Raw genomic sequence first — 410 nt, 5'->3', positions numbered from 1 at the left:
CGCGCCATCCTCACCACGGCCATCCACGCCTGCCGCCTCTGACGGGGCAGGGAGAGCCACCATGTCCGGCACCCAGCTTCCCGAGCTGCCCGTCACCTTCCGGCCCGGCCGTACCCGCGCCGTGCTGCTCACCGCGGGCGTCGCGCTCTTCGTCGTGGTCAGTCTGATCGGCCTGCTCCTCGACGGGCTCGGCCCGGGCGAGCGGATCAGCTTCGTGTTCACCGCCGCGCTGCTGGCCGGTGCGCTGTTCCTGCTGGCCCGGCCGAAGATCGTCGCCGACGAGGCGGGCGTCACGGTCGTCAACATCGTGCACCGGCGCCGACTGGAGTGGGCGGAGATCCTTCAGGTGAACCTCCGCTCGGGTGATCCCTGGGTGTTCCTCGACCTCAGCGACGGCACCAGCCTGCCCG

Annotated in this window: 1 protein-coding gene; it reads left to right on the top strand. The window is 71.5% G+C overall.

Annotated elements, in window-relative coordinates; translation table 11 throughout:
* Window positions 1–61: 61 nt before the first annotated feature.
* Window positions 62–410 (top strand): PH domain-containing protein (locus tag LPA54_RS40520; RefSeq protein WP_228985433.1); only part of this gene is annotated, 349 nt, incomplete at its 3' end.

Source organism: Streptomyces sp. DH12 (assembly GCF_020873895.1).
Lineage (GTDB): Bacteria > Actinomycetota > Actinomycetes > Streptomycetales > Streptomycetaceae > Streptomyces.
The sequence above is the reverse complement of the archived record's forward strand: the minus strand, read 5'-3'. Positions and strand labels throughout refer to the sequence as shown.